The sequence below is a fragment of the Acidovorax carolinensis genome (assembly GCF_002157145.1).
Classification (GTDB): Bacteria; Pseudomonadota; Gammaproteobacteria; order Burkholderiales; family Burkholderiaceae_C; genus Acidovorax; species Acidovorax carolinensis.
In genome coordinates this window covers 1,745,690-1,768,428 of the sequence record NZ_CP021361.1, presented here as the reverse complement: position 1 = coordinate 1,768,428, position 22,739 = coordinate 1,745,690, and the positions used below count along the sequence as shown (strand labels likewise).

General features: G+C 65.2%; 16 protein-coding genes, 1 tRNA gene and 1 pseudogene. 8 read left to right on the top strand and 10 right to left on the bottom strand.

Features of this window, described 5'->3' with window-relative positions:
* Positions 1–67 precede the first annotated feature (67 nt).
* Positions 68–1,710 (bottom strand): annotated as a pseudogene (locus tag CBP34_RS08330) (3-(methylthio)propionyl-CoA ligase).
* A gap of 426 nt (positions 1,711–2,136) precedes the next feature.
* Here CBP34_RS08330 and CBP34_RS08325 point away from each other — a divergent pair.
* From CBP34_RS08325 to CBP34_RS08305, 5 genes are all read left to right on the top strand, one after another.
* Positions 2,137–3,621 carry a protein adenylyltransferase SelO gene (locus tag CBP34_RS08325; protein WP_094097749.1) on the top strand — a complete coding sequence of 495 codons (1,485 nt, stop codon included), beginning with the start codon at positions 2,137–2,139 and terminating at the stop codon, positions 3,619–3,621.
* The gene (gene msrB, locus CBP34_RS08320) at positions 3,618–4,031 is read left to right on the top strand and encodes a peptide-methionine (R)-S-oxide reductase MsrB (protein ID WP_086927535.1); all 414 of its coding nucleotides are present in this window, start codon (positions 3,618–3,620) and stop codon (positions 4,029–4,031) included. Before CBP34_RS08325 ends, msrB begins: the two co-directional genes overlap by 4 nt.
* Before the next feature lie 34 nt (positions 4,032–4,065).
* Positions 4,066–4,620 carry a septation protein A gene (locus CBP34_RS08315; protein ID WP_086912197.1) on the top strand — a complete coding sequence of 185 codons (555 nt, stop codon included), beginning with the start codon at positions 4,066–4,068 and terminating at the stop codon, positions 4,618–4,620.
* Positions 4,617–4,892: a BolA family protein gene (locus CBP34_RS08310; protein ID WP_094097748.1), complete on the top strand. Its 276-nt coding sequence runs from the start codon at positions 4,617–4,619 to the stop codon at positions 4,890–4,892. The genes CBP34_RS08315 and CBP34_RS08310 overlap by 4 nt, the downstream gene beginning before the upstream one ends.
* Positions 4,893–4,959: 67 nt before the next feature.
* Entirely contained in the window at positions 4,960–5,745 is a 786-nt protein-coding gene (locus CBP34_RS08305; RefSeq protein WP_086927537.1) for a foldase protein PrsA, read from the top strand.
* A gap of 126 nt (positions 5,746–5,871) precedes the next feature.
* Here CBP34_RS08305 and CBP34_RS08300 read toward each other — a convergent pair whose 3' ends face one another.
* The 4 genes from CBP34_RS08300 to CBP34_RS08285 form a co-directional block, all read right to left on the bottom strand.
* A complete protein-coding gene (locus tag CBP34_RS08300; protein WP_157896449.1) occupies positions 5,872–6,651 on the bottom strand; it encodes an acetyltransferase domain-containing protein in 780 nt (259 codons plus the stop codon).
* Positions 6,652–6,778: 127 nt separating this feature from the next.
* Positions 6,779–6,855: transfer RNA gene (locus CBP34_RS08295), tRNA-Pro, on the bottom strand.
* Positions 6,856–6,951: 96 nt separating this feature from the next.
* Positions 6,952–7,200, bottom strand: a complete 249-nt coding sequence (gene infA / locus CBP34_RS08290; protein ID WP_024815327.1) for a translation initiation factor IF-1 — start codon at positions 7,198–7,200, stop codon at positions 6,952–6,954.
* Positions 7,201–7,425: 225 nt separating this feature from the next.
* On the bottom strand, positions 7,426–8,577 hold the full coding sequence (locus CBP34_RS08285; protein ID WP_094097746.1) for an HPP family protein: 1,152 nt from the start codon (positions 8,575–8,577) through the stop codon (positions 7,426–7,428).
* A gap of 332 nt (positions 8,578–8,909) precedes the next feature.
* Here CBP34_RS08285 and asd point away from each other — a divergent pair, with 332 nt between their 5' ends.
* Positions 8,910–9,761, top strand: coding sequence for an archaetidylserine decarboxylase (gene asd / locus CBP34_RS08280; protein ID WP_094097745.1), 852 nt, complete (start codon positions 8,910–8,912; stop codon positions 9,759–9,761).
* 46 nt (positions 9,762–9,807) lie between these two features.
* On the opposite strand, the gene CBP34_RS08275 is transcribed toward asd, so the two are convergent.
* Positions 9,808–10,017 (bottom strand): hypothetical protein, encoded by a 210-nt coding sequence (locus tag CBP34_RS08275; RefSeq protein ID WP_086927541.1) that lies wholly within the window; start codon positions 10,015–10,017, stop codon positions 9,808–9,810.
* A gap of 368 nt (positions 10,018–10,385) precedes the next feature.
* Complete coding sequence (locus CBP34_RS08270) at positions 10,386–10,898, bottom strand: BON domain-containing protein (protein WP_094099114.1); 513 nt, start codon at positions 10,896–10,898, stop codon at positions 10,386–10,388.
* A 43-nt stretch (positions 10,899–10,941) separates the two neighbouring features.
* Between CBP34_RS08270 and CBP34_RS19395 the strand changes: the two genes are divergently transcribed.
* Both CBP34_RS19395 and CBP34_RS08265 read left to right on the top strand, forming a co-directional pair.
* A complete protein-coding gene (locus CBP34_RS19395; protein ID WP_157896448.1) occupies positions 10,942–11,115 on the top strand; it encodes a hypothetical protein in 174 nt (57 codons plus the stop codon).
* Positions 11,116–11,236: 121 nt separating this feature from the next.
* Positions 11,237–12,154 carry a GGDEF domain-containing protein gene (locus CBP34_RS08265; protein WP_094097744.1) on the top strand — a complete coding sequence of 306 codons (918 nt, stop codon included), beginning with the start codon at positions 11,237–11,239 and terminating at the stop codon, positions 12,152–12,154.
* A gap of 157 nt (positions 12,155–12,311) precedes the next feature.
* Here CBP34_RS08265 and CBP34_RS08260 read toward each other — a convergent pair whose 3' ends face one another.
* The 3 genes from CBP34_RS08260 to CBP34_RS08250 form a co-directional block, all read right to left on the bottom strand.
* The gene (locus tag CBP34_RS08260) at positions 12,312–13,013 is read right to left on the bottom strand and encodes a Crp/Fnr family transcriptional regulator (RefSeq protein WP_094097743.1); all 702 of its coding nucleotides are present in this window, start codon (positions 13,011–13,013) and stop codon (positions 12,312–12,314) included.
* 176 nt (positions 13,014–13,189) lie between these two features.
* Positions 13,190–13,909 carry a Crp/Fnr family transcriptional regulator gene (locus CBP34_RS08255; RefSeq protein ID WP_208616382.1) on the bottom strand — a complete coding sequence of 240 codons (720 nt, stop codon included), beginning with the start codon at positions 13,907–13,909 and terminating at the stop codon, positions 13,190–13,192.
* A 134-nt stretch (positions 13,910–14,043) separates the two neighbouring features.
* Entirely contained in the window at positions 14,044–22,710 is an 8,667-nt protein-coding gene (locus CBP34_RS08250; protein ID WP_094097742.1) for a glycoside hydrolase family 94 protein, read from the bottom strand.
* Positions 22,711–22,739 lie beyond the last annotated feature (29 nt).

Here is a 22,739-nt window from a genome sequence, read left to right as displayed (position 1 = left end):
ATGCGACTGGTGCGCGGCTGTCGTGACACGGATGCAGCGCTCCCCCGAGCGCCGCATCCACCCCGGGTCAGAGGCCGGGAAGCCGGTAATCCTTGAGTTGCTCGCGCAGCTTGGCCTTGAGCATCTTGCCGGTAGCACCGATGGGGATGGCGTCAACAAACACCACGTCATCGGGAATCTGCCACTTGGCGGTCTTGCCTTCGTAGAAGGCCAGCAGTTCTTCGCGGCTCAGTTGGACGCCCGGTTTGAGCGCCACCGCAACGATTGGGCGCTCGTCCCATTTGGGGTGCGGCATGCCGATGCAGGCAGCCATGGCAATGGCCGGATGCGCCATCGCGATGTTCTCGATATCGATCGAGCTGATCCACTCGCCACCGGACTTGATGACGTCCTTGCTGCGGTCAGTGATCTGCATGTAGCCATCGGCGTCAATCGTGGCCACATCCCCCGTGGGGAACCAGCCCCGCCCCTGTGCGTCCGCAATCAGGGGGCTGCCCCCTTCGCTCTTGTAGTAATCGGCCACGATCCATGGCCCTTTCACCAGCAGGTCGCCATAGGTCTTGCCGTCCCAGGGCAGCTCGGCACCGGCGCTGTCCACGATCTTCATGTCCACCCCGCAGATCGCGCGCCCCTGCTTTTGCAGGATCTTCATCTGTTCGTCGCGCGGCATTGCCAGGTGCTTGTTCTTGAGCGTGCACAGCGTGCCCAACGGGCTCATTTCGGTCATGCCCCAGGCGTGCAGGACCGAAACACCAAACTCATCCTGGAAGGCATGGATCATGGCGGGCGGGCATGCCGAGCCGCCGATCACCGTGCGGTTGAGGGTACTGAACCTGAGGCCACCCGCCTTGACGTGGTTCAGCAGCATCTGCCAGACCGTGGGCACACCGGCGGCAAAGGTCACCCCTTCCGATTCGATCAGCTCATACACCGACTTGCCATCGAGCGCCGGCCCGGAAACACCAGCTTGCAGCCGGTGAGCGGCGCCGAATAGGGAATGCCCCAGGCATTGACGTGGAACATTGGCACCACGGGCAGCACCGCGTCGCGCGCCGAGAGGTTCATCACATCGGGCAAGGCGGCCGCATAGGCATGCAGCGTGGTCGAGCGGTGGCTGTAGAGCGCTGCCTTCGGATTGCCGGTGGTGCCGCTCGTGTAGCACATGCTCGATGCCGAATTTTCGTCAAACACGGGCCAGGCGTAGTCGCTGGAGGCGCCGCCAATCCATGCCTCGTAGCTCACCAGCCCCGGAATGCCGGTGTCCGCTGGCAGCTTGTCGGCATCGCACAGTGCCACCCACTTCTTGACCGTGGGGCAGCGCGCATGTACCGCCTGCACCAATGGCAGGAAGGTGGTGTCAAAGCACATCACCTGGTCTTCCGCATGGTTGACGATCCACGCGATCTGGTCGGGGTGCAGGCGCGGGTTGACGGTATGCAGCACGCGGCCCGATCCGCTCACACCAAAATACATCTCCATGTGTCGATAGCCGTTCCAGGCCAGCGTGGCCACGCGGTCGCTGAACTGCAGCTTCATGCCGTCCAGCACATTGGCCAATTGCCTGGCACGGCGGGCAAGGTCGCGGTAGGTGTAGCGATGGATGTCTCCCTCCACCCTGCGGGAAACGATTTCTGCATCGCCGTGGTGCCGCTCGGCAAACTCGATCAGCGAAGAAATCAGCAGTGGTTGACTTTGCATCAGGCCCAGCATGTGCGCTCCTTGAATATTGTGTTGGTGGAGTTCTTATCCTACCGTGGCAGGGGGCAAGAAACGGTCTTGCGGCCCGGCCCGGCGAGTGACCGTCGGCCGCCGCCGAACGCATGGCCAACCCGCCGGGATGCGAGCGTGCGCGCGCACTGCGGGCTGGGCGACGGTCTGCGGCGTTTTTTCCCCACGCACCCACCTGTGTCGCGCGCCTGACAGGAGCCAAGGGCTTCCCTACCCTCTGGCGACCCTCCCTGCGGGTCGGAGTGTGCTGGCTGCACCGCCGAGACAGATGCCGCCTGCCCCCGAAGGCCGATGCAACCTCCCCAGCCGAAGGGCGCAACGAAAAGGCTGGACCACGAGGCGCCAAAGCACCCCCTCATGCAAGGCCCTGCGGTCGCCGGGGCATCGCGGCTGCGAGACAATGCAGCGATGAACCCGCTTGCCGCCAGCACTGCTGCCATCCCGCCTCTGGATCTGACTGGGAAGGGTGGATTCGCGAGCCTGGGGCCCGCATTCTTTACCGCGTTGCAGCCCACCCCCCTGCCCCAGCCGCACTGGATCGGCGTCAGCACCGACGTCGCGGATTTGCTGGCGCTGGATGCCGGCTGGATGGCGTCTGACGAGGCACTGCAGGTCTTTACGGGCAATGCCCGTTTGCCGGGCAGCACCCCCCTGGCCAGTGTTTACAGCGGCCACCAGTTTGGCGTGTGGGCCGGGCAGCTGGGCGACGGGCGGGCCATCCTGCTGGGTGAAACCCCGGGCGGACTGGAAGTGCAGCTCAAAGGCAGCGGCCGCACCCCGTATTCGCGTATGGGCGATGGGCGCGCCGTGCTGCGTTCGAGCATCCGCGAATTTCTGTGCAGTGAAGCCATGCACGCGCTAGGCGTCCCCACCTCGCGGGCCTTGTGCGTCACCGGGTCGCCAGCCCCCGTGCGCCGCGAAGAGATCGAAAGCGCCGCCGTGGTGACCCGGGTAGCGCAAAGCTTCGTGCGTTTCGGCCATTTCGAGCATTTCGCTGCCCGTGGCCAGGTGAACGAGTTGCGCTTGCTGGCCGACTATGTGATCGACCGCTATTACCCGGCCTGCCGCAGCACTGAGCAGCCTGGTGGCAACGCCTACGCGGCCCTGCTGCAGGCCGTGAGCGAGCGCACCGCCACGCTGATGGCGCACTGGCAGGCCGTGGGCTTTTGCCACGGCGTGATGAACACCGACAACATGAGCATTCTGGGCCTGACGATCGACTATGGCCCCTTCCAGTTTCTGGACGCCTTTGTGCCCGGCCATGTCTGCAACCACAGCGACACCCAGGGCCGATATGCCTACAACCGCCAGCCCAACGTGGCGTACTGGAACCTGTTTTGCCTGGCCCAGGCACTGCTGCCGCTGATCGGCGACGAGGAGCAGGCCCAGGCGGCCCTCGTGTCGTACAAGACCGTTTTCTCCGACGACTTCATGGCCCGCATGCGCGCCAAGCTCGGCCTGACTGCCCAGCGTGCCGGCGATGCGGAACTGATCGATCACATCTTGCTGCTGCTGGCAAAAAACGGGGTGGACTACACCATCTTCTGGCGGCGCCTGTCGCACGCCGTGGCGCAAAACGACTTCGAACCCGTGCGCGACCTGTTTGCCGACCGGGCGGGTTGGGACCAATGGTTGCTATCTTATTCAGAGCTACTAGCGCTTACCGATAAAGCGGTTTCTGCACATTTGATGCTGAGCAGCAATCCCAAGTTCGTGCTGCGCAATCACCTGGGTGAGCAGGCCATACGGGCCGCGAAGCAAGGCGATTTCTCCGAACTGCAAACCCTGCAGCGCCTGCTGCAGCATCCTTTTGACGAGCATCCCGGCCATGACGCCTGGGCCGACTTCCCGCCCGACTGGGCTTCTTCCATCGAAATCAGCTGTTCATCATGAGCTTTCCCATCCAGAAAACCGACGCCGAATGGCAAGCGCTGCTCAAGGACAAGGGCGCTGAGCCCGGGGCCTTGCAGGTCACGCGCCATGCCGCCACCGAACGCCCCTTCACCGGCAAATACGAAGCCCACTGGGCCGACGGCAGCTACCACTGCATCTGCTGCGGTGCCAAGTTGTTTGATGCGGTCACCAAGTTCGATGCCGGCTGCGGCTGGCCCAGCTTCTCGCAGGCAGTGCCCGGCGCCATCACCGAAATCGTCGATCGCAGCCATGGCATGGTGCGCACTGAAACCGTGTGTGCACAATGCGGGGCGCATCTGGGCCATGTGTTTGAAGATGGCCCGGCGCCGACAGGCCTGCGCTACTGCATGAATTCGGCCTCGCTCGATTTCGAACCAGAATCGCCTTGAACCGGCCCTGCCCCCACCCCCAACCTCTGGCTACATGAAACTCCTGATCGACTTCTTCCCCATCTTCCTGTTCTTCGCAGCATTCAAGATCTGGGGCATCTACATCGCCACGGCGGTGGCCATTGCAGCCACGGTAGTGCAGATCGGCTACCTGCACTACAAGCACGGCAAGGTCGAGCCCATGCAATGGCTCAGCCTGGGGGTGATCGTGCTGTTTGGCGGCGCCACCTTGCTGTCGCACAGCGACACCTTCATCAAATGGAAGCCCACGGTGCTGTACTGGCTGATGGGTGGCGCGCTGCTGGTCGGGCAGCTGTTTTTCCGCAAGAACCTGCTCAAGTCGCTGATGGGCGCCCAGATGGATCTGCCCGAGTCCGCGTGGCGCACCATGAACTGGAGCTGGACGGGCTTCTTTGCCGTGATGGGCGTGCTCAACCTCTGGGTGGCCTACAACTTCGACACCGACACCTGGGTCACCTTCAAGCTGTTCGGTGGCATGGGCCTGATGCTGGTGTTTGTGCTGGCGCAGGCGCTTTATCTCAGCCGCTACATGAAGGACACCGACGACACCAAGGGGCCGCAGGCATGACCACCCAAGCCACCCACACCCTGGCCCAGGCGATGCAGCAGCGCCTGTGCGAAAAGCTCTCTCCCACGCAGGTGGACGTGCTGGATGAAAGTGCCGCCCACGCGGGCCACGCGGGCGCCAACGGCACGGGTTTTGGCACCCATTTCCGGGTGCGCATTGCGTCACCTTTGTTTACCGGCCGCAGCCGCTTGGCGCAACATCGCCTTGTGTATGATGCGCTGCAAGAATTTATTGACCAGGGCGTTCACGCCATCGCCATTGAAGTTCTCTGAGCCGGCCACCATCTATCGGGTTGCTGGCCTTCAGCCAGCAATCACCTTCTCATTTTTTGGATTCCGCATGAAGAAACAGCTCCTGTCCGGCCTCGTGGCCGCTGCCGTGCTGGGCTCAATGGCCCTGCCTGTGTCTGCCCAGAACATTGCCATCGTGAATGGCAAGGCCGTGCCCAAAGAGCGCGCCGAAGTCCTGCGCCAGCAGGTAGAGCGGTCCGGCCGCCCCGTGACGCCTGAAATGGAAGGCCAGATCAAGGAAGAAGTGATCGCCCGCGAAATCTTCCTGCAGGAAGCGCAAAAGCGGGGCCTGGAAGCATCTCCCGAATACAAGGCGCAAATGGAACTGGCCCGCCAGACCATCCTGATCCGCGAGCTGTTTGCCGATTTCCAGAAGAACAACCCCGTTACCGACGCCGAAATCCAGGCCGAATACGACAAGTTCGCGGCGGCCAACAGCGGCAAGGAATACAAGGCCAGCCACATCCTGGTGGACAAGGAAGCCGATGCCAAGGCCATCATTGCCTCCATCAAGAAGGGCGCCAAGTTTGAAGACATCGCCAAAAAGCAGTCCAAGGATCCAGGCTCTGGCGCCAAAGGCGGCGATCTGGACTGGGCCAACCCTGCCAGCTATGTGACCGAATTCACCGAGGCCCTGATCAAGCTCAGCAAGGGCAAGATGACCGACACCCCCGTGAAGAGCCAGTTTGGCTGGCATGTGATCCGTCTGGACGATACGCGCCAGGCCCAATTGCCCAAGCTGGAAGAAGTCAAGCCCCAGGTGGCGCAACAGTTGCAACAGCAGAAGCTGGCGAAGTTCCAGGAAGATCTGCGCGCCAAAGCCAAGGTGGAATAAAAGGCCGTAGCGGCGTTCGCCTTGAACGCACGCCGATCCAGAGAAAACGCGGCCCAGGCCGCGTTTCTTCATGGTGGCGAGGCCCGTCCTGATTCCCGCGTGAATGCCCCTGCGGCCAGCACCGCGCTAGCGGTTCAGCACCCAGCCCAGCGCCATCAGCCCACCAATCATCACTGGCTGATGCACCATGTAGTAGCTCAGGCTCCACCGCCCCAGCGATGCCAGCGGTCGCAAAAACGGTGGCACCTTGCGCGGCACCCAGTGCGCTGACCGGGACAACATCCATTGCCCCGCCGCCAGCCCCCACCAAAGCACCCCCAGCCAGGGCAGCACCGGCACGTAGTCTTCGGTAAACGGCTTGCGCGACACCAGGCCGAGCCAGTTCAGTGCGCGTGCATTCAATAGCGGCGCCCACTCTGCCCACACACCAGTCAGCAGCAGCTGCGCGCACCACGGCAGCGCCAGCGCAAGCAGCCCCGCCGGCCACAGCCAGCGCCCCCAGCCCGCCGTGCACCGCGCCACCAGCAGCATGACCGCCATACCATGCAGCACGCCAAAATAAATAAAGCTCTGCGGAAACATCACGAACGAGCTGAGCGTCACCAGCAGCGCGCACCCCGCAATCTGCAGCCAGCGCCGGCCAAACCGGGCCCACTCCTGCCCTTGCTGCAAGGCGATGGCCTGCCCCAGACCGGCACAGAATAGAAAGAGGCTCACGATGGCGGCGCGCTGCAAAGTCCAGAAAGGATCGGCGCGAAAGTTCTGCGGCCAGTAGCCAAAATGGCTGAGATCAAAGCAAAAATGAAACACGGTCATCCACAGCATGGCAAAGCCCCGAAGGGCATCCACGCTGTCGTAGCGTACGGATGGGCTGGTGGCAATGGAGTGCGGGTGAAGGACGGTCATAGGTAGCGCGGCAATGCAATCGCCAGCATAGCGGCCGAATCGCCCCGCCCGGTGTGGTCTGACTGGGTGAATATCGAACAGGCAATAAAAAAGGACTTGCAGCATGTGCTGCAAGTCCTTTGAACAATGGTCGGAGCGGCGGGATTCGAACTCGCGACCCTCTGCTCCCAAAGCAGATGCGCTACCAGGCTGCGCTACGCTCCGACAGCTAATATTCTATCCCGTAAATCGGACGGGTTTGGGATCTGTCGCATTTCTTTTTTCACGTCTTTCCTGCGACACGACCCACTTATTGACGCATCAACGGCTGGAAGGGCCTGGGCCACGGCCGGCCAGATGGCGGAACGTGATGCGGCCCTTGGTCAGATCGTAGGGCGACAGTTCCAGCGACACTTTGTCGCCCGCCAGGATACGGATGTGGTGCTTGCGCATCTTTCCGCCGGTGTAGGCAATCAGCTGGTGGCCGTTTTCCAGGGTGACGCGAAAACGCGAGTCCGGCAAAACTTCCGTCACGGAGCCTTGCATTTCAATCAGTTCTTCTTTGGCCATGGTTATCTCTTAAAAACAATATTCTGTGGTTGGCGCGCCAGCACATCGTGCATCCACAACCGCCGTCGCCGTGCCTTCAGGGGGCTCGGAGCACGGTGCTTTGCGGGCGGGGGAGTCGCTGCACCCGGGGCGCAGATCAGAAAAGAGGCCGGGGAGACGGCTTCAATGGACAGGCGAGGCGCTGTGCATGAGCCTGTCAATTGTAGCGCGATGTCCCCATCCTGCCTATGCTGGCGCGCCAAACGGAGTCGCAGGGGCCACGCCTGCCTCTTTCGGAATGTGCAAGGCGCCAGCCAGCGTGCGTACCAGATCCGTCTGGGTAATGATGCCCACGAGCTGTTGGCGGGCGTCAACGACCGGCATGTGATGGTGCCCGCCCTGCGAAAACAGGGGCACAAGATCCATGGCGTGCTGCTTTTCTTCCACCACCTGAACGGGGTGTGACATGATTTCGCCAACCGATGTGGGCTGGCCGGCGCGGCCCATCACCAGCGTCCGCAATCGCTGACCCAGACCTTCGTGTACATCGAGATTGGCAAGCCGCATGAAGTCTGCGACGGTGACAATTCCCACCACCAGACGATGCGCATCCACCACCGGAAGCGCCTTGACCTGCCGGCTGCGCATCAATGCCCAGGCGTCCTTGAGCGAAGCCCCCGCCTCCACGGCCAAAGGCGGCCTGGACATGATGTCCGAGCAGCGCAGGTCGCCCAGCGTGCGCTGAAAGGCCGCCCGCCCGGCCAGATGCAATAGCCCCTCAAGGTCCTCGCGGCTCACATCCAAAAGCTGGTTGTAATGAGCCAACGCAGCATCCACGTCCGATGCGACAAAGTGGCCCGATGGGCGCTTGCCCGCCGTTTCGCGCCACCCTTGCGAATGGGGATATTGGCGCCCTGTCAGGGTGTTGTAGGCCACGCCCAGAATAACCAGGACCAGGGCGTTGAAGCAAATGGGGAACACCGCCTGCTGCAAACCGTTGCCTTGGGAAATCACCATATACAAAGCCATGGCACCCCCGGGTGGGTGCAGGCAACGCAGGGGTACCATGAGCGCCATGGCCAGCCCCACAGCCAGGGCGCCAGCCACGGCGGGGTCCGGTATGAAGGCAGCGCAAATACCGCCCACCAATGCCGACAGCGTGCTGCCACCGAGCACCGGCCACGGCTGGGCCAATGGGCTGGACGGCATGCCAAACACCAGGATGGCGCTGGCCCCCAGCGAGGCCACCATCCAGGGACCCGCTGCGTGGTCCAGCGCCCACCAGCGACTCAGCGACGCGGCAAGCAATACACCAAGGGAGACACCCACAATCACCCGGAGCCTTTCGCGGCCATCAATGCCTACCGGCGCGGGCCAGAAACGGCGCAGCCAGTGCATCCACCGCACTCCAGGCGATGTCGGGAGCGTGGCATTAGAAGTGGGCGGAAGGCCGGAATCGGGAGTGGGCATGACGCAATCGCAAAAACGCTGGAGCACTGTCGCGCCTGAGCTTATCTTGTTCGTGGCCTGTACCCGTTTGGAGAAGATCGCGCGGGAAGCACCAGGCGGTCCAGGATTTTGCCGAAGTCTGCCGCACTGGGATTTTGCTGCAGCAAGAAGGCATGGAACCGACCCGGGCCGTAGCCATGGGATGCGTGGATGCACGGGCACCATGCCGCACGGCATGCGGCCGATAGAATCAGCCGCTTTCGTCCCTGAGGGCTTCCGCCGTGTCCGATCGCCTGGCAGTTCTGCCGCAATACCTCTTGCCCAAACGGGCCCTCACCACCCTGGCCGGAAAATTTGCCTCAGCGCAGCTGGGCGGTTTGACCACCACAGTGATACGCCGCTTCGTGGCCCGCTACAACGTGAACATGGCAGAGGCTGCCAACCCCGACATCGCCAGCTACGCGTCATTCAACGATTTCTTCACGCGCGCACTCAAGCCTGGCGCCCGCCCGCTGGCAGCGGCCGATCTGGTATGCCCGGTGGATGGAACCATCAGCCAGTTCGGCCCTGTGGACAAAGACCAGATCTTTCAGGCCAAGGGCCACCACTACTCCACCACCGCGCTGGTCGGAGGCGATGCCACGCTGGCCGCACGCTTTGAGCACGGCCATTTCGCCACCTTGTACCTGAGCCCACGCGACTACCACCGCATCCACATGCCGTGCGCGGGCCAGCTTACGCGCATGGTGCATGTGCCAGGCGACTTGTTTTCCGTGAACCCCACCACGGCGCGCGGTGTACCGGGCCTGTTTGCACGCAATGAACGCGTGGTGTGCGTTTTCGAATCCGACCACGGGCCTTTTGTGCTGGTGCTGGTGGGTGCCACCATCGTCGGCAGCATGGCCACCGTATGGCATGGCCAGGTGAATCCGCCCCGCGTGGGCGAGCTGCGGCAATGGGACTACGCACCGGGCGCGGTGAACCTGCAGCAAGGCGAGGAAATGGGCCGTTTTCTGCTGGGCTCTACCGTGGTGATGCTGTTCCCACAGGGGCCGCTGCAGTTCAACCCCGACTGGGCGGCAGCACGCCCCATCCAGCTGGGCGAAGCCATGGCCCGGCGAGTGAGCACCTGACGCACCCACAGGGGATGCGGTCCGCACGACCCATGCCGGCCCGCTGTCAGAAGTGATCGGGAACGCGTGCGAGGGAAAACGCAGTGGGTTCAAGAGTCAGCATGTCCGGGTGCACGGGCGCGTCGTGGCCCACCAGATAGACCCTCATGGCATTGCGGCGGATCACGACATGGCTCACCGTCTCGCGGCTTTGTCCGAATTGCACCGAAACGCCCTGTCGGAACAGGGGCATGTAGTAGTAAACCGCATCGTCCATCGTATGCGGCTCCCCCCGCTGTCTGCATGATTGGCGCAGCACTCCAGGCTGGAAGGCGCGCGCCATCCTAGCACCTGCGCGGGAAGTCGGGCTTGTGCGGCCTGGCGCAAGCACTGGATATCGTTGCCTGCGGGTGCCCTGCGCACCAACCAGCATGGCCATGCCGGTGCATTCATAAACATGATTGCTATTTATTTAATAGCTATTGGCGCTTATAGAACAAGCGCTTGAGGTCGATTTGACCCATATTTCTTCTGATACCGGGCGCAATCGCCGCGGCTTGGCCTGCAGTTCGTCTCGCCTGCTGCCAATGCCCAAACACCCCATTGGCCCGGTGCACCGGCCGGCTTGTACTGCGCAATGGCGTCTCAGCGGGTTTGCTCACTGCCCATGGGCAGCGGGCCGAGGGTCGCGTCGTGCCGGGGCACCGCCAGGCTGACGGATTCGATGTGGTGTTGGCTTTGGAGCAGGCGCCGGGCCCGCAGCTCCCTGAAATCCGGGGAATAGTTGCTGCGGTTGTCCGTGACCGGCTCGACGCCGGCGGCAATCATGAGGCTGTCCACCCGGTTCACGCCCGGCACGGTCTGCGCCACGAACACCGCCAGATCCATCTGCGTCTTGTCGACCATCATGCCGCTGAGCAGCACCGCCCCCTGGTGCGATTCGATGTTGATGTCGATGCTGTGCTGCACGGGCGAGAGGATTAGCGCGGCGCGCACGCGCGACGCAAGCACACCGTCTGCCACGTACACCGTGGATGCGGGGCTGGGGGGCACCCAGGTGCTGACCATATCGGTGCGCCGGCAGCCCTGCAATGACACCATGGCCAGCGCACCCAGAAAGGCACCGGACAGGCAGCGGGAACGGGAATGGTGAAGCATGTGAAACAGGCCCATGGAACGCTGGCCACCAAGTGGATGACCGATGAAATCACTGTCCCATGCGGCAATGGGTCCGTCTGTTCGTAACCGCACCGATGGCGGGGAGATTCCTTGCGCCCGGTCAATCAATCTGATGCGCGCAGTGATGCTGCCGCAGGATTACCGCGAAACACCTGGTTTCAATCCCGCATCGGTTATGTGCGGTGGCAGACAGTGACGAAACCCCCTCCGACCCAAACTCGGTTGCATGAAGGGCACTGTCTGATTGTGTGCCCGTACGGGCGCCCTGCTGCCCCGCCCACACCTGAGTGAATGCAGCGACACAAAAGGTTTTGCGTATGGCGATCAACCACAGACAGTTCCTGTCGGGCAAGGCCCTCACCGTGACGTGGCCCACCGCCGTGCAGGTGCGTCACTGGAGCCAGGTGTTCCGGGCGCTTCGGGTGCAGTGGATTTACCGCGGCCTGTACAACGGCAACCCCCTCCCCCAGCTGGCGTGTGCCACACGCGCCCCATCCGACCCGGATTTCAGCGTGCCTGAATGCGTGGCTGCGCTGGAGATGCTGCACCAGGCGCTCGAACGCGAAACCGCGCAGCGACAGGAACTGGAGCGCGCTTTTCACGATGCGAGGACGGCGCTTGCCCAGGCTGAGGCCGACTTGGCCTGTGTGCGCAGCGGCGAGCGCCATGCGCGCCACCAGGCTCTGCACGACGATCTGACTGCCCTGCCCAACCGCCGCCATCTGCTGCAGCAACTGGGCCATGCCCTCGCCCGGCATGGCCCCAACAACATGGGGCCCACGGTGCTGTACCTCGATCTCGACGACTTCAAAGCCGTGAACGACACCCACGGGCATGGCGTAGGCGACGAAGTGCTGCGCATCACCGCCGCACGCCTGAGTGCGGCAGTGCGCCACGGCGACATGGTGGTGCGCCTGGGCGGCGACGAGTTTGCTTGCCTGCTGCAGGGCGTGGCCGACCCCGCGCCACTGCGCCAGTTGTGCGCCAAACTGCTGGACGCCGTGTCCTGCCCCATGAAGATCGACAGCCTGCAACTGCTGGTGCGCCCCAGCATTGGGATTGCCACCTGCTCCCGTCCAGGCACTACGGCAGAAAACCTGCTGTCCTGCGCCGATGCCGCGATGTATGCAGCAAAACGCGGCCGAAGCGGATTTGCGTTCTATGGCGAATCGGCCGCATCGGAATTTACCGCCACGAGTTCCTGCAACATTCCCAACGCATCTGCCAGGCACTGAAAATGCCCGGCCCTGCGGGGCCTGCAGCCCCTGACTTGTTCGACGAGATTGACCCGCAACGTGCCGGAAACGGGCGCTATTCAGGACGCCAGGCTGTGCAGGCAGTCACGCACCCGTGGAAGCACAAGAACACAACGGGCGTGCAGCAGCGGCTGGGTCAGGTTTTGACCTTCATCAACCGGTTGTAGATCTCCTTGTCGGCGACATAGCAGCTGCAGGCTTCGGCCTCCAGCGCCTTGCGGTTGAGCACCGTCAGTTCGCCCCGGTGGTAGGCAATGAGCCCGCTGTCCTGAAACTGGCTGGCCGCCTCGGTCACGCCGACCCTACGCACGCCCAGCATCAAGGCCATGAATTCCTGGGTGACGTGGAACCGCTCAGAGCGCGACCGATCCTGGCTCATCAACAACCAGCGTGCCAGGCGTGGTGCGATCAGGTGGTAGCGCTGGCACGCGGCCGCCAGCGTCTGCTGGTGCAAGCGCGTCAGCAAGCAGGCCTGGAGCAAGGCTTTCAACGCTGGAATCGCATCGATCTGGGCCCTGAGCTCTTGGGCGCCAATGCGCCAGCTCGACCCCGCCCCCTGCACCAGTGCCCGCCAGGGGGTGGCGGCCAGGCCCAGAATCAGCTCCGACCCATGCATGGATTCCGCACCCACCATGCCCACTTCCAGCGGCGGATGGCTGTCCACATCAATCACCAAGGAAAGAAACCCTTCGATAGGGAAATGGGCGTGACTCAGGGGTTCGCCGCGCGTACTCAACTCAGCCGAAAGCACCAGCTCAAACGGCTCGCAATGCTCCAGCAACTGCTCGCGTGCCTCGGGCGGCAATTGGCAAAGAAGAGAATTTTCAGGGCGATGCATCAGGGCGTCTCACGGGTCGGTCAGCGCCGCTCAAAGAAGCGGCGTCATGACGCCTGCACAGGAGCTTGTCTTGCGCAGGTCTGTGCGCAGTGTGGGCGCCCCTTTGCGGCGTGACTGTCTGCCAGCGCACACAGCGGGCCACCGTGGGCCCACCCACAGTTCATGCGCCCAGCCAGCTAGCTGGCGGGTCTTATGGGCAGCAAGCGGTCGTATTCTTTTTTTACCACGTCGTAGCACTCGCAGGTGCGGCCCTCCAGGCCCGGTCGGTCAAGCACATTGATGTGCCCACGCGCGTAGCTGATGAGCCCCGCCCGCTGCAGCTTGAGTGCTGCTTCGGTCACGCCCTCGCGGCGCACGCCCAGCATGTTGGCGATCAGCTCCTGGGTCATCACGAGCTGATTGCTTTGCAGGCGATCGAGGCTGAGCAGCAGCCAGCGGCACAGTTGCTGGTCCAGCGAATGGTGGCGGTTGCACACGGCCGTCTGCGCCATCTGGGTGATCAGTGCCTGGGTGTAGCGCAGCAACAGGTGCATGGCCGGACCGGCGTGGTCGAATTCGGCCTTGATCACATCCGCGCGCAGCCGATAACCCGAACCGGCGCTCTGCACCACAGCGCGGCTGGGCGTTGTGCCGCCGCCCATGAAAATCGATATTCCCACCAGACCCTCGAAGCCCACCACCGCAATCTCGGCAGAGGCCCCATCCTCCAGCACGTAAAGCAAAGACACGATGGCATTGGTCGGGAAATACACATAGGGCATGGCCGCACCGGACTCGTACAGCACCTGCCCCAGATTCAGCGCTACGGGTTCCAGGTGAGGCAACCACCGCTTCAGATCTGCGTCAGGCAAAGCGGCCAGCAACTGGTTATGCAAGGGGGAGTTTGTTGGTTTCACGGTAGCCCCTTCGTTCAACTTCTCCGGTCCAAAAACGGCACACGACCACGTCGCCCCTGGAGGGACGCCGTGCAAAACGACAAGTCTCCCACGGCATCCCTACGCAGTATGTGCGCTATCGCACATACAAACAATTACCGGGCAACAGGGGCCGGCGCAGGCATGGGCGGGTCGGTGTCCGGCTCTGCTCCGGCCCAGAGCGGGATCACGAAGCATGCGTCAGCGGGCAAATTCCGCCAGCGCAGGGGCTCCCCCACCTGCAGCAGGCGTGCACCTGGGGGCGCATCGCCGGGCAAAACACGCTGGGCCGCCACGGACTCGACCCGCACCAGCACAAACCGCAGGGTGCGCAACTCGCGCACCAGCGTGATCTCTGCGCCTGGCCAGTGGGATGGGAGGCAAGGTGTGAAGAACAGCTCCTGCGCCCGCATCTGCAGCCCCAGGATGGACTCCACCGCCGCCCGGTGCAGCCAGCCCGCGGCGCCCGTGTACCAGCTCCAGCCGCCGCGCCCCACATAGGGCGGCTGGCTGTAAATGTCGGCGGCCATCACATACGGCTCCACCCCATAGGGCGGGCCCCATGCGACGTGCTGCGCGCGGTGCGCCGGGCTCAGGTAGGTGAAGTAGCGGTAGGGCACGTCCAACGCACCGGGCTGCCCGGGCTCCCGCACCGCCAGCGCGGCGGCAGCCATCAGCGCCCAGACGCCGCCATGGGCATACTGCCCGCCGTTTTCGCGCACGCCAGGTGGATAGGCCTGGATGTAGCCCGCACTGGGCTCGGCGTGGCGCAGCGGGGGGGTCAGCAGCTGGATCAGCCCTGCAGCGGGGTCGACCAGATGGGCCTCAACCGCGTCCATCGCGCTGCGTTGCCGCGCAGGCGGTGCAGCGCCCGAGAGCACCGCCCACGCCTGCGCAATGAGGTCGATGCGCCCTTCCGTCCGCGTGTGGCTGCCCAGGGCGGTGCCATCATCAAAGAAGGCGCGCTGGTACCAGTCGCCATCCCACGCCTCGGTCTCCAACGCAGCGCGCCAGCCGCGCAGCGCGGCGTCCCAGCGCTGCACCCGCGCGAGATCGCCCTGCGCGTGGGCCAGGGGAACCCAGTCGGTGACGATGGCGCACAGGAACCACGCCAGCCACACCGATTCGCCACGCCCGCCGTCGCCCACGCGGTTCATGCCATCGTTCCAGTCGCCGCCGCCCATCAGCGGCAGGCCGTGCGCGCCCGTGCGCAGGCTGCGGTCGATGGCGCGGGCGGCATGCTCGTAGACGCTCGCCGTGGTGGCGCTGGCGCTGGGGGATTCATAGATGTCTTCTGCCCCCTCGGGGATCGCCGAGCCTTCCAGAAACTCCACCTGCTCGTCCAGCACGCTGTGGTCTCCCGTGCGCTCCAGATAGTGCGTGCAGGCAAAGGGCAACCACAACAGGTCGTCCGAGAAATGCGTGCGTACCCCGGCCCCGCCCGGCGTGTGCCACCAGTGCTGCACATCACCGGCTTCAAACTGGCGCGACGCACACAGCATGATCTGCGCGCGCAAGGTGTCCGGCCGCGCCCAGGCCAGGGCCATGGCGTCCTGCAACTGGTCGCGGTAGCCTGTGGCGCCGCCTGCCTGATAAAAGCCGGCCTTGGCATGCAGGCGCGACGCAACGGTCTGGTAGAGCAGCCAACGATTGACCAGCACATCAAACAGCGGATCGGGCGTGGTGACCTCGGTGGCACCGAGCAGCGCATTCCAGTGCTCTATGCACGCATCTTCACGCGCAATGGCGCCCACGGCCATGGCCTCATGGACCAGCGCAAGTGCCGCCGCTTCGGTGGGGGCGTAGCCCATCAGGTACACGCGCTCGAACGCCGCCCCGGCCCGCAGCGTGACCATGCGCGACAAGGCCGCGCAGGGGTCCAGCCCAAACCCGCTGCGCTGCCCCAGTTGCAAGGGCACCACCAGGTCGCCCTGGGCGTCGAAGAACTCGCGGCGGTCACAGGTCCAGTCCAGGCTGTCGTTGGCGCGGTCGTCCGTGTCCGGCCCGACCGAGGCCTCGCAGAAGAACGCGGTGCCACCGCCAAAGCCTGCGGCCGCCTCGGCCTGCGTGCACAGCAGGCCCAGCAAGCGGCCACCAGGCAGCGGCGCAAAGCATGGTGCGGTGGCCAGCGTGGCGCGGTCGCCGCGCTTTTCGCCCATCATCCACTCCACCATGCCAATGAGGCGCAGGTGCTCGCGCCGAGTACCCATGTTGCGCACCTGCACATGCACCTGCTTGACGGCGGTGACGGGATCGACACACCAGCGCACCACCACGTCCAGCGCGCCCCGGCGGTGGCGGATGGTGGTGGTGCCCTGGGCATGCTCCACGCGATACACCGCATCGGCCGCGCCCCAGGCCGATGGCGTCAGGCTCCACACTTCGCGCGTGCGGCGGTCCTGCAGCAACAGCCATTCGGCGGGCGGGTCGGCCACCGGGTCGTTGGACCAGGTCGTGAGCTGGTTCAGGCGGCTGTTGAGCGCCCAGGTGTTGCCCGCGCCGCTTTCGGACACCAGCGCTCCCAGCTGGGCATTGGCCAGCACATTGACCCACGGTTTGGAGGGCCGAAGCCCCTGCGATACATCAAACCCGAAGGTGCCGGTAATGGGTGCAAAAGTGCCCACCGGCGCGGGCACGGATGTGCTGGGCTGGTGCGTGGGCACCTCGTCGTTGGCGCCACCGCGCCACGGGCTGGCCATGGACACGCCATGGGCGGCCACCCAGGCCTTCACCTGGTGCATGAGCGCATGTCCATCGGCCTGCAGCGTGATGCGGGCCAGGCTGGCAAACGTGCAGAGCTGCTCTGCCGACAGCTCATCGAGCCGCAGCACATGCAGGCTGGTGACCACCGGGCCCGAGAGAACCTGCAGGCCCGCCTCATGGTGCTCGCGCAGCAGGGAGAGCTCGCGCTGCAAGGGCATGTCGTAGGAGTGGGGTTCACTGTTCAGCACCACCATGTCGCAGGCCACACCGCCATGCGCCCATTCGCGCAGCGCCTGGGCCAGTGTGCGCAGCAGGCCCAGGCCCTGGCGCGATCCGGCCATGACCAGCACCAAAGGCCTGTCGCCAGAAATTCCGAGTTGCCACAGCACGCGGCGGTCGCACACGCGATGGGGTGCCATGGGTGTGGCGCGCAGGCCCGCATTCACCGCTTCCACCTTGGGCAACGTCAACACCAGTGCCGTGGTCAGGGCCTGGACTGCGGGCAGGTAGTCGCGGTGCGGGCGCTGCGACGCCCACTGGATGCTGGCCAGCGTGGCCGACATGGCAGAGGCCCGCTCCACGTAGCTGGGCTGGCGGTATTTGTCGATGATGGCCATCAGCGTGGCCGGGTCTTGCGATGCCGCCGTGGCAAAGGTGACGCAAGCGTGCGCGCCGGGCGCAATGCGCAGCATCACACCCAGGGCGGCCACAGGGTCCAGGCCCGTGTCCAGCGCGGCAGGCATCTCGGGCACGCGGGTCATCTGCGCCAGCGGCTGGGCGGGCGTGTGGTTGCGTCCCAGCCAGAGTCGCCGGTCGGTCTGGCAACGCAGGCCCAGCACATTCCCTTCTGCACCGGCCACAAAGTGCGCGGCCTGCAGCGTGATTTCGGTTTGCAGGCGGGGGGTGCGCACAAACCGCAGTGCCTGCTGTGCGGGCAGCCATTGGGCCGTGATGAAGAGGTTGGAGAACGCCGGGTGCGCCTCGTCGGCCGCGTGGGTGGCCAGGGTAATGTCGAGGGCCGAGATCAGCTCCAGCTCGATCACTTCGTCGCCCAGGTTGCTCACCACCACCTTGCGCAGTTCGATGTCGTCTTCCGGGCTCACCCACACGGTGGTGTGCGCCCTGAGCCCAGGCCACAGCGCATCAAAGCACACGCGGTCGGTGTGGAAGATGCTGCGGTACACCGCACGCGCATCGGGCGCGGGGTGGCTGGTGACAGACGCAGGCACGCTGGAGCCCATTTGCCGCACGTAAAGAAAGCTGCCGTGCGCGTCGCGCAGGGCATCGTCGCGCCAGCGGCTGATGCCGGTCTGGTGCCAACGGCTCCAGCCCGCACCGTTGGCGCGCAGCGTGACGCTGTATCGCCCGTTGCTGAGCAGGTGGGTGGGCTCCAGCGCCTGTGCCCCTGGCGTCACGGGGCGCACATGGTCGGGCGTTTTTTGCTGGCGCGCGTGCAGCGGCAGGCGCGGTGGCGTAGTCAGCAAGGTGGGCAGCTCGCGCGGGGCGCGCTCCTGAAGCAGTGGCAGCACGGCCTCTATGCGTGAATGCGACCTGCCCCAGCGCTGCGCCACGCCGCCCATGAGCACATTGGCCAGCGCCACGATGGTCATGCCCTGGTGGTGGGCCATGTAAGTGCTGACCAGCGTGAGTTTCTCGCCATGGGTCTGGCGCTCGGGCGTGAAGTCCAGCGCCTCGTAAAAGCCGTAGCGGCCGCGCGCCGACAGCGCAGCCAGCGTGCGCAAGTTGTCGCAGGCCGCACGGGCATCCACCAGTGTGGCCAGCGCCGTGGCATAGGGGGCAATCACCAGCTCACCCACGGGCGCGAGGCGCAATGCCAGTCGGGGCACGCCCTGCGGGGCGTATTGGTAGGCCAGCGTGTGGTCGCGCCCGGCATAGGCGCATTCGGAAATGCCCCAGGGCATGTCCTTGTCCAGGTCTTGCACATACGCCACATGCTCATGCAAGGCCGAACGCCCTGCCTCGCCCAGGGCGCTGTGGTAGGGCTCGGCGATCACCAGGGTGGGCATGAGGTACTCGAACATCGAACCCGACCACGAGCGCAGCACCGCGTGATAGCCGTTGGCAAAAAATGGCCTGCCCAGCGCCGACCAGTGCCGCACGGGCAGATCGCCCTTGGCCATGGCCATCAGGCTGGTGGTGCGGGATTCGGAGGCCAGCAGGTCGTAGAACGAGGTGTCGAGCTGCTGCTCTTCCAGCCGGTAGCCGATGTGCAGCAGATGCCGCCGGGGGTGGTACAGAAACCGGAAGTCAGCCTGCCAGGCGAGCGCATCCAGCGCCTCGGCCAGGGCCATGAGGCGCCGCGTGGCCTCGGTTGCGCCACCGCTGTGTGCGGCCTGCGCGTCGCGGTCCACCGAGTGCAGCGTAGCCAAATGGTCGGCCAGCAGCCACAACAGTTCGTCGTGGGCCGTGGGCCGGGTGTGCACGATGGCAGCGTGCCTCGGCTCGGCCATGCCGCGCAGCTCTTCCTGCGCCTGCGCCAGCAGCGCGCGAAACGCCGTGGCCTCTGGCTGGTGCGCGGGGTTGGGTGGTGCCATGCCCAGCAGGCGGCTCAGCGCAGACTGGTGCTGCAGGCCCCGCTTGCCATGGTGCAGCGCACCCAGCCGGGGTTGCAGCCGGGCCAGCGAAGTGCGGATGGCCTGCTCGCCCGCCTCAGGCGATAGAGGCTGCGCTGCCAGTGCGCTGCAGGCCTGCGCCACGGTCACCAGGTGGGCACAGAGGTTGCCGCTGTCCACCGTGGAAACATAGCGCGGGTGCAGGGGCTGCAAGGTTTCGGTGTCGTACCAGTTCAGGAAATGCCCCCGGTGCCGCTCCATCGCCTGGAGAGTGCCCAGCGTGGCTTCGAGCCGATCGAGCAGCTCCAGCGTGCCGATCCAGCCGAACTGGCGCGCGCAACTGGCGCTCAGCAGGTACAGACCGATGTTGGTGGGCGACGTGCGGTGTGCCACCACTTCATAGGGGGCCGTCTGCAGGTTGTCGGGCGGAAGGTGGTGGTTTTGCGCGTCCACGCAGCGCTCGAACCATCGCCAGGTGTCGCGTGCCACGCCGTCCAGCAGGCGCCGGTCGTCTGCAGCAAGCTGCTGCGTGTCCCGGCCGGGCTGAGGCGCGTTGGCAGCCCAAACCAGCAGCGGCGAAAGTGCCCACAGCGCCAGCAGCGGCCACCCCACGGCCCATGGGCCCGACGCTCCCCATGCCACAAGCACCAGGGCACAGCCCACCGCCAGCGCAGGCGCGGCCACATGCCGCCGCAGCGTGGCGCCCAGGCCCGTGAGCAAGCTGGTCTGTGCTGCCTCGGCCGTGGTCCACTCCAGCAGGTGCCAGCGGCTCACGGTCTGCCGGTGCACGGTGCGCACGATGGCATCGCACAGCAGCAGGGCCTGCTGGGGCAGCAGGGCCAGGTGCCATATGCCACTGGCCAGGGCGCACAGCAGGTCGGCCGAGGCCTCGTGTACATAGCGCACGCCCACTACCCCCCAACGCCGCGGCACCAAGCCCGCCAGCGCACCCATCACGGGCCCCGCGGCATACGCTGCCACTACCACGGCCAGCGTGGTGAGCAGTGGCAGGCCCAGACCGGCCAAGGCCATCACCAGCATCAGCAGCGATGCGGGCGCAACAAGCGAGCGGCGCAGGTTGTCCAGCAGCTTCCAATGGTTGATGGGCGACAGGCCCCAGCGTCGGGCATGGACCAGAAACGGCCACAGCTGCCAGTCGCCCCGCGTCCAGCGGTGCAGGCGGGCTGCGGCAGTGTCGCTGTGCTCGGGCTCGGCCTCCACCAGGGTCACGTCGCTCACCACAGCGCAGCGCACCAGTGCGCCTTCGAGCAGGTCATGGCTCAGCACCTGGTCTGTAGGCAGCCGTCCACCCAGCACGGCATGCACCGTGGCCACGTGCAGCAGGCCTTTGCCGGTAAAGCTGCCTTCGGCAAAAAAGTCCTGGTACACGTCGGACGACATGGCGCTGTACGGATCCAGCCCCTGCTGGCCCGCAAACATCCACTGCCACAGCGAGGTGGTGGCGCGCGCGGGCAGCGGTGCCAGCACCCGCGGCTGCAGGATGCCGTAGCCCTGCACTACGCGCTGGCCCGCAGCATCGAGCCGGGGCTCGTTCTGGGGATGCTCGGCCACACCCACCAGGGCGCGCAGGCGGCCTGGTGGCAACTGCGTGTCACTGTCGAGCGTGAGCACATAGCGAGTCTGCGGGGTCAAGCGCGAGAGCTCGCCCAGGTCAATGAAAGCGCCAGCCCCACCGGTGGCCAGCTCTGCCACCAATTGCTCCAGCTTGCCTCGCTTGCGCTCCCAGCCAATCCACTGCTGCTGCGTCGCGCTGTAAGTGCGGGCGCGATGCAACAGCACAAAACGCGGTGCACTGCCCGCTGGAGAGGGGTGCTGCTGGTTCAAGGCCTGCATCAGGCCCTGGGCGTGCGCCAGCAGCGGGCCGTCCTCCGGCAGGTCGGCCGCATCGGCATCCGCACCATCGGTCAACAACGCGAATTGCGCACAGGGCTCGGGATTGGCCAGAAAGTGAAGATGCAGGCGATGCACCAGCCGGTCGATAGTGCCGATGCTGCTGAGCAGGGCCGGAATGGCCACCAGTACCCGCGCCGATGCCGGGATACCCGCAGGCAACAAATAGCGCGGCATGTGAGCAGGCTGGATGGATTCGCTGATGAGCCGGTTGACCAGCGCCACCACGATCTCGGACACGGGCAAAAGCAACAGGGCGGCCACCAGCACCAGGCCCGCCAGTCGTGGGGCGCTGGCGTGTGCTCCAACCTGCGCGGCCCACGGGTGCAACATCAACCAGGCCAGCAACCCCAGCGAGCCCAGCAGCAAGGCGCCCAGGTACAACGGCACCCGCGACACGCCCACAACGGAGCGCCACAGGGCCACCGCCTCGCTGGCATGGCGGCGGGCGCCCAGTGCCTGCTCCAGGTCTCGGCGTCCGGCGCCTTGCAGCCAGTAGCCAGCCAGCGCATCCGCACCATCACGATCACGATCACCATCCGCGCCCGACATCCGGGCCAACAGCGCCTGCGCAACGGCAGCCTCACCCTGCCCACTGCGGGCCGACAGGCGTTCAATGCCATGCAGCGTGGTGTTGCGCGTGGCTTCGTCTTCGGCCGCGAACACGGGCGACTGCAACATGACGCGCAACACCAGGCTGGTCTGACTGATGATGTCGGACCAGTCGGCGGCACCGATCAGCCGCAGCGCCGTGACCGCATTGCCCATGCTCAGCTGGTCCGCCGCCTGATTGATCTGCTGCTGGTTCTGCAACGCGACCAGGTCGGGCACGGCGGTCTGCAGCCACTGCTGCACGGGCGACAGCGGCTGCACTGGCGTAGACTCACCTGGCGTTCTGCGCCCCGCAGTGGACTGTGCAAGATGAACCAGGAACACGGTTCCTACGCCGCGCTGCTCCATCGCGGTAAATGCGCTGTCCAACGCCCGCACGGTGAGGTCGTTGTAGCGGATGGCGCACAGGCTGGCCACCTCCTGCGCGGCCTTGTGGCTGGCCAGGCGCTCGGCCAGGCGGCGCAGGTTTTCGATAAGCACCACGCGCAAAGTGGTGGGCAGCGCCCACAGCTCACCCTGGGTCAGTTCGCGGGTCTGCTGGTAAGCATTGAGAAAACGCACCAGCAGTGATTCGTCAAACGCACTGTCGGTGTGCGCAACAAACGACCAGGCCAGGCCATACACGCGCGGCAGACCCACCAGGGGCGCACCTTTCAGCACCGGCAGCGAACGGTAGTAACGCGGTGGCAGCCCTGCTCGTATCTCTTTGAGCTGGCTTTCGATGAGGTGAAAGTTGTCAAAGAGCCATTCGGCGGCCGGACTGATGGCGTGCTCGTCGTGTGGCGCATCAAAGATATATCGATACGCCGCCCGCAACGCGCGGACATTGCCCTGCAATCGTGGATAAAACGTCGCCCGGCCAAACGGCGCCTTGCCCGCGTCGTGTGAGGCGCCCAGATGGCGGCCATGCTCATCAAAGCGGGCCACGCCATAGACTTCCGCCCGCAGGGGCTCCAGCACCAGCCCCCTGCGGGCATCGAGCATGCGGTCGATTGCGTCAGAAATCCATGGCC

Bases quoted from the DNA above. Each gene is read 5' to 3' on its own strand.
- CBP34_RS08325 (WP_094097749.1), top strand. From the start codon at position 2,137: ATGAACCCGCTTGCCGCCAGCACTGCTGCCATCCCGCCTCTGGATCTG.
- msrB (WP_086927535.1), top strand. From the start codon at position 3,618: ATGAGCTTTCCCATCCAGAAAACCGACGCCGAATGGCAAGCGCTGCTC.
- CBP34_RS08315 (WP_086912197.1), top strand. From the start codon at position 4,066: ATGAAACTCCTGATCGACTTCTTCCCCATCTTCCTGTTCTTCGCAGCA.
- CBP34_RS08310 (WP_094097748.1), top strand. From the start codon at position 4,617: ATGACCACCCAAGCCACCCACACCCTGGCCCAGGCGATGCAGCAGCGC.
- CBP34_RS08305 (WP_086927537.1), top strand. From the start codon at position 4,960: ATGAAGAAACAGCTCCTGTCCGGCCTCGTGGCCGCTGCCGTGCTGGGC.
- CBP34_RS08300 (WP_157896449.1), bottom strand. From the start codon at position 6,651: ATGACCGTCCTTCACCCGCACTCCATTGCCACCAGCCCATCCGTACGC.
- infA (WP_024815327.1), bottom strand. From the start codon at position 7,200: ATGGCCAAAGAAGAACTGATTGAAATGCAAGGCTCCGTGACGGAAGTT.
- CBP34_RS08285 (WP_094097746.1), bottom strand. From the start codon at position 8,577: ATGCACTGGCTGCGCCGTTTCTGGCCCGCGCCGGTAGGCATTGATGGC.
- CBP34_RS08275 (WP_086927541.1), bottom strand. From the start codon at position 10,017: ATGGACGATGCGGTTTACTACTACATGCCCCTGTTCCGACAGGGCGTT.
- CBP34_RS08270 (WP_094099114.1), bottom strand. From the start codon at position 10,898: ATGCTTCACCATTCCCGTTCCCGCTGCCTGTCCGGTGCCTTTCTGGGT.
- CBP34_RS19395 (WP_157896448.1), top strand. From the start codon at position 10,942: ATGAAATCACTGTCCCATGCGGCAATGGGTCCGTCTGTTCGTAACCGC.
- CBP34_RS08265 (WP_094097744.1), top strand. From the start codon at position 11,237: ATGGCGATCAACCACAGACAGTTCCTGTCGGGCAAGGCCCTCACCGTG.
- CBP34_RS08260 (WP_094097743.1), bottom strand. From the start codon at position 13,013: ATGCATCGCCCTGAAAATTCTCTTCTTTGCCAATTGCCGCCCGAGGCA.
- CBP34_RS08250 (WP_094097742.1), bottom strand. From the start codon at position 22,710: ATGCTCGATGCCCGCAGGGGGCTGGTGCTGGAGCCCCTGCGGGCGGAA.